Source organism: Arthrobacter sp. GCM10027362 (genome assembly GCF_042679445.1).
Lineage (GTDB): Bacteria > Actinomycetota > Actinomycetes > Actinomycetales > Micrococcaceae > Crystallibacter.
Genome location: NZ_JBHTML010000246.1, coordinates 1 through 4,790, shown reverse-complemented (window position 1 = coordinate 4,790; position 4,790 = coordinate 1). Strand labels below are relative to the sequence as shown.

7 protein-coding genes are annotated in these 4,790 nt (G+C 70.4%); 6 read left to right on the top strand and 1 reads right to left on the bottom strand.

The features are described from left to right. The coding region (locus ACFQ36_RS20830; RefSeq protein ID WP_377017151.1) for an FAD-dependent oxidoreductase at positions 1 to 249 on the bottom strand (249 nt) is incomplete at its 3' end. Between the two features lie 154 nt (positions 250 to 403). Between ACFQ36_RS20830 and ACFQ36_RS20825 the strand changes: the two genes are divergently transcribed. From ACFQ36_RS20825 to ACFQ36_RS20800, 6 genes are all read left to right on the top strand, one after another. Further along, on the top strand, positions 404 to 925 hold the full coding sequence (locus ACFQ36_RS20825) for a SixA phosphatase family protein (RefSeq protein WP_377017149.1): 522 nt from the start codon (positions 404 to 406) through the stop codon (positions 923 to 925). A gap of 220 nt (positions 926 to 1,145) precedes the next feature. Further along, the gene (locus ACFQ36_RS20820; RefSeq protein WP_377017147.1) at positions 1,146 to 1,352 is read left to right on the top strand and encodes a Flp family type IVb pilin; all 207 of its coding nucleotides are present in this window, start codon (positions 1,146 to 1,148) and stop codon (positions 1,350 to 1,352) included. Positions 1,353 to 1,421: 69 nt separating this feature from the next. Next, positions 1,422 to 1,802, top strand: a complete 381-nt coding sequence (locus ACFQ36_RS20815; protein ID WP_377017145.1) for a TadE/TadG family type IV pilus assembly protein — start codon at positions 1,422 to 1,424, stop codon at positions 1,800 to 1,802. Positions 1,803 to 1,834: 32 nt separating this feature from the next. Further along, positions 1,835 to 2,758, top strand: coding sequence for a pilus assembly protein TadG-related protein (locus ACFQ36_RS20810; protein ID WP_377017143.1), 924 nt, complete (start codon positions 1,835 to 1,837; stop codon positions 2,756 to 2,758). A gap of 7 nt (positions 2,759 to 2,765) precedes the next feature. Further along, a complete protein-coding gene (locus tag ACFQ36_RS20805) occupies positions 2,766 to 3,509 on the top strand; it encodes a Flp pilus assembly protein CpaB (RefSeq protein ID WP_377017141.1) in 744 nt (247 codons plus the stop codon). Then, the gene (locus ACFQ36_RS20800; protein WP_377017139.1) at positions 3,506 to 4,702 is read left to right on the top strand and encodes a CpaE family protein; all 1,197 of its coding nucleotides are present in this window, start codon (positions 3,506 to 3,508) and stop codon (positions 4,700 to 4,702) included. Before ACFQ36_RS20805 ends, ACFQ36_RS20800 begins: the two co-directional genes overlap by 4 nt. Positions 4,703 to 4,790 lie beyond the last annotated feature (88 nt).

Sequence of the window (4,790 nt, the reverse complement as noted above, 5' to 3'; positions counted from 1 at the left end):
CGCGGCATCCAGCCGCCCGGTGACCGCTTCCCGGGCCCCCTTGACGTGGCGGGCGGCCTGCAGCGCGGTGCCCGGGCGCAGCAGCGCCTTGGACGGCATGCACGCCCAGTAGGAGCACTCGCCGCCGACCAGGTCGCGCTCCACCAGGAGGGTGTCCAGCCCGGCGCGGGCGGTGCGTCCGGCCACGTTCTCGCCCACCGCACCGGCGCCGATGACGACGACGTCGGCCGCCAAGGTCTGCTCCGTCATGGTCCGAGCCTTCCACCGGCGCCGGCCCTCGGCAAGGGGGCCGTCCCGGTCCCCGTACGCGGAACGTGCGGGGAAGCAGCGAACGATAACGTTTACCGGCCTCCCGCTACTCGCTTCACTGGCAGGGGGGCCCTCGGCCGATAAACTGCCCAGCATGGGTGGACACCACGTAAAGCGGCTGATGATCATGCGCCATGCCAAGGCGGCATGGCCCACCGGTGTCCCCGACCATGAGCGGCCGCTGGCCAAACGCGGCCACCACGAGGCGCCGATGGTGGGCCGCTGGATGCTCAAACACGGCTACGTGCCGGATTTCATCCTGTGTTCCTCCGCCCTGCGCACCCGGCAGACGTGCACCTGGGTCTGCAGCGAGCTGGGGGAGAAGGCCCCGACGCCGATGCTCTCGGACGAGCTCTACGCGGCCCCCGGAAGCCGGATCCTCCGCGAAATCAACCACCTGCCGGAGGGCATCACCAGCCTGCTGGTGATCGCCCACATGCCGGGGGTCCAGGAGCTGGCGATGCGGCTGGCCTCGGTGGAATCGGATGAAGAGTCCGTCATGGACATGGCCTCGCACTATCCGACGTCGGGGCTGACCGTCCTGGAGCACACCAAGAGCTGGGCCGAACTGGACGGACGGGACGCGAAGGTCACAAAGTTCGTGGTGCTGCGGTAGCAGTTCCCCGGCCCGGCCCGCGGGACGGAGTGTCCGGATTTTTTGCCCCCTTTCCGGCCCGCAAGGCCGCCCAAGGGTTGCCGGAACGTTTAACTAAGCCTACTGTCTAAATTGGCTAGCCACCATTGATTGGTCCAATCGCGCGGTTGCCCGCTGCGGGTTTCCGTATGTCCCGACATAACTCCAATAAGTTTCCAGGACCCGATCTTAAGGACACGTCATGTCTTTCTATGCCGCCCTGATGTCATTCCTTTCCATCACGAAAAAGCGCCTTTTCGGCGATGAATCCGGTGCCACCGCAGTGGAGTACGGCCTGATCATCGGCCTGATCGCGGTCCTCGTCGTCGGCGCCCTCGTGATCCTTGGACCGCAGATCCAGGACATGTTCATGCAGGTCAGCGAGGCACTGCCGGGGGGTGAGGGCTGACGCCCGGTGCAGCTGTCCGGCCCCGGGCATCCGCAGGGCAGCTGCACCCCGACAACCCCGGTGACCGGAATGCGCAAAGCGGAATCCGAACGCGGTGCCGTGGCGGTGGAATTCGCGCTGATTCTGCCGATCCTCGTGGCACTGCTTTTGGGCATCATGGAATTCGGCCTTGCCTACAATGCGCAGATCACCGTGACCGGCGCAGCGCGCGAGGGCGCCCGGGCCATGGCCGTGGAAAACAACCCGGATGCCGCCCGCCGTGCTGCCCGGGCGGCGGCAGCCGCCCTCGACCCGGCGCTGGCGGACGGGCAGATTGCCATCAGTCCGGCGGCCTGTGCCGCGGGCAGGACGGCGACGGTGGTCATCACCTACGAACTGGACTCCGTGACCGGGTTTTTCGGCCCCGGCGTGAAACTCACGGGAAAGGCGGCGATGCGTTGCGGTGGATAGACGATGCCCGGTCCGACCGGGAACAGGGAGCGGTGGCGCTTGTGGTGGCGGTGTCCCTGGTGGCCCTGCTGGGGTTCGTGGCCCTCGCCGTCGACGCCGGCGCGCTGTACGCCGAACGCGCCCAGCTGCAGAACGGTGCCGATGCGGCGGCCCTGGCCGTGGCCCAGGACTGCGCGGACGGCAGCTGCACCGACCCGCACGAAACCGCCCGGCAGCTGGTCAACGTCAACGCCAACGACGGTGCCGCCACGGTGGGAAGGCTGGCGTTTCCGACCTCCGGTTCGGTCCTCGTCCAAGCGACCAGCAGGGACGCCGCCACGGGCGCGGGTGCCCTGACCCTGACGTTCGCCTCGATCCTCGGCTTCCGGGATGTCACGGTGGCGGCCCAGGCGGTTGCTGCCTGGGGGAACCCGGCCGGCGGACCCGCGGTCCTGCCCCTGGCCTTCGCCCCGTGCGTGTTCAAGCTCGACGGGCCGGTGCAGGTGATCAGCATGCACGGGGATTCCGGCGGCACCGACTGTTCGAGCGTCAGCCCGTCCGGCAAACTGCTGCCCGGCGGGTTCGGCTGGCTGGACGACCCGGCGGGCCGCTGCCGGGCCGACGTCGACATTGCCGTGAACGCTCCGATGCGCAGCGATACGGGCACCAGCCTGCCCGCCAACTGCGCCCCGGTGCTGGCCTCCGTGGCGGATCAGACCGTCCTGCTGCCGGTGTACGGGGACAAGGGCGGCACGGGCAGCGGCGGATGGTACGCGATCCGCGGCTGGGCTGCTTTCCAGGTGCTGGGCTGGAACTTCCCCGGCACCAGCTACCGCAACACCACCTACAGCGGTGCCCAGTGCAGGGGCAGCTGCAAGGGGCTCATCGGGAAGTTCGTGCGCTTCGTTTCGCCGGACGAGGGCTTTCGCACCGGCGGGCCCGACCTCGGAACGTCCGTCGTGACCCTGACCCGTTAGGACTGCCGTGAACATTCGCCTGCTGGGAGCCCTGGCCGCGGTCGTGCTGGCCGTGACCGGCACGGTGCTGATCATCGCCTACGTGCAGGACGCGGACCGGCGGGCCCTGCGCGGGACGGAGCCTGTCGAGGTCTACCTGGTCCGGCAGAGGGTCCCGGCCGCGACGCCGGCCGAAGACCTCGGCCGGTACCTGAGGCTGCAGCCGGTCCCGGCCGCGGCCGTGGCCGACGGCGCGGTGACGGACCTGGCGGCCCTTCGCGGCAAGGTCGCCGCCGGGGACCTGCTGCCCGGCGAGCAGTTGCTGGCCGGCCGGCTGGTGGATCCGGCGGAACTCCAAGCGCCCGGAAGGGTCCCGGTGCCGGAGGGCATGCAGGAAGTCACCATCCAGCTGGGCCCGGACCGGGTGGTGGGCGGGCAGCTGGCGGCCGGGGACACGGTGGGCTTGTTCGCCTCCTTCGATTCCGGCGCCGGCCGGGACGGTCCCACGACGCACCAGCTCTTCCACAAGGTGCTGGTCACCAGCGTGCAGGGTGCCCCGGCCGCGCGAACCGACCAGGCGGACCGGGCGGACGCGGCTGCAGCGCCGCCGGTACCGGAGGGCGCGATGCTGGTGACCCTGGCCCGGAAGGCGCCGGATGCGGAAAAGCTCGTCTTCGCCGCGGAGTTCGGGTCGATCTGGCTGTCCAGGGAGCCGGCGGGCGCCGGCGAAGGCGGGACGGGCGTGGTCACGAAGGACGGCGTCTACCGATGAGCAGGTTCTTCCTGGTGACCGATGACACCGGCTTCGACCAGCGGGTGCGGCAGGCGATCTCCGGCGGCCTTCCCGGCAGCGTGCAGACGCTGCGGGAGGTGCGGCTGCCGGCCACCCCGGCCGAACTGCTGCACCACGTGGCAGGGGAGATGCCCGAGGTCATCCTGCTGGGCCCCGGGGTCCGGGTGGATGAAGCCCTGCAGCTGGCCGCGGTCTTCGACGTCCAGCACCCGGAGATCAGCCTGGTGCTGGTCTGCGCGGTGGACCCGGACCTTGCCCTGTCGGCCCTGCGCGCAGGGATCCGGGACGTCCTGGAACCGGCGGCGGACCCGGACACCATCCGGGTCCTGCTGGAGCGGGCCTGCCATGCCTCGGCCAGCCGGCGCCGGAACCTGCTGCCGCCGGCCGCGCCGGAAGGACCCGGCGGAAGAATCCTGGCCGTTACCTCGCCGAAGGGCGGCGTCGGGAAAACCACCGTCGCCGCCAACCTGGCCGTCGGGCTGGGCCGGGTGGCACCGATGTCCACGGTGCTGGTGGACCTGGACGTGCAGTTCGGCGATGTGGCGACAGCGCTCCGGCTCGACCCCGAACACACGCTCGTGGACGCGGTCACCGGGGCCGCGGCGCAGGATCCGATGGTCCTCAAGGCCTTCCTCAGCGTGCACCCGGCCTCCATCTATGCCCTCTGTGCCCCCTCGTCTCCGGCCGAGGGGGACCGTATCAGCGGAGAGAACATCGTGCACCTGCTCAAGCAGCTGGCCAGCGAATTCCAGTACGTGGTGATGGACACCGCTCCGGGCCTGGGGGAACAGACCCTGGCGGCGCTGGAGGCCGCCACCGATGCCGTCTTCCTGTGCGGCATGGACGTCCCCAGCGTGCGCGGGCTGCGCAAGGAACTGGAGGTCCTGGGCCAGCTGCAGCTCGTGCCCGAGACCCGGCGCATCGTGGTCAATACCGCCGACCGCCACAGCGGACTGTCGGTGCAGGACATCGAAGCGGTGCTCGGTGCCCCCGTGGACGTGGTCATTCCCCGTTCCCGTGCCGTGGCCTATTCGATGAACAAGGGCGAACCGCTGCTGCAGGACGGCTCCCGCGATCCCGCGGCCAAGGCACTGCGCCGGCTGGTCGAGCGGTTCGATCCTGCCCGCGCGGACCAGCAGCGCAGGGGCCTGCATCGGCGGGCCGGGCTGTGAGACTCTCCGACCGGCTCAATGCCGTCCACGGCAGCGAGGAGCCGGGACGCCCCGAGCCCCCGGTGCCCAAGCCGGCGCCGGCGGCCGC